Raw genomic sequence first — 306 nt, 5'->3', positions numbered from 1 at the left:
TTTGCACTTTTTCGCAGAAGCTGTTGAAAACCCGGTGGAAACTGTTGAAAATCCGTTTTCTTTTCCACAGTTTCCCACACCGGCTTTTGGGCCGTTCTGCCCGTAAAATGCGTCACAAATAGCTCCCCCGCAGGGGAGCCGCACCGGAGTTACAAACCCCTGTTTCCTCAGATATCAAAGATCTCGCAGTCGTCCACGACCTTTTTGCAGGCAGCCAGAACGTTCACCATGGTATCGTGGGGGTCTGCACCCTCAGCAAACTCGACCTTCATCTTCTGGGTCATAAAGCTGACGGTTGCCTGTGCC

1 pseudogene is annotated in these 306 nt (G+C 52.3%); it reads right to left on the bottom strand.

Annotation, left to right across the window (positions count from 1 at the left end):
* Window positions 1-167 precede the first annotated feature (167 nt).
* Window positions 168-306, bottom strand: a pseudogene (locus P0G09_RS18105) (heavy-metal-associated domain-containing protein); the annotation flags it as partial.

This window comes from Faecalibacterium sp. DFI.5.82 (assembly GCF_029076575.1).
GTDB lineage: Bacteria > Bacillota > Clostridia > Oscillospirales > Ruminococcaceae > Faecalibacterium > Faecalibacterium duncaniae.
The sequence above is the reverse complement of the archived record's forward strand: the minus strand, read 5'-3'. Positions and strand labels throughout refer to the sequence as shown.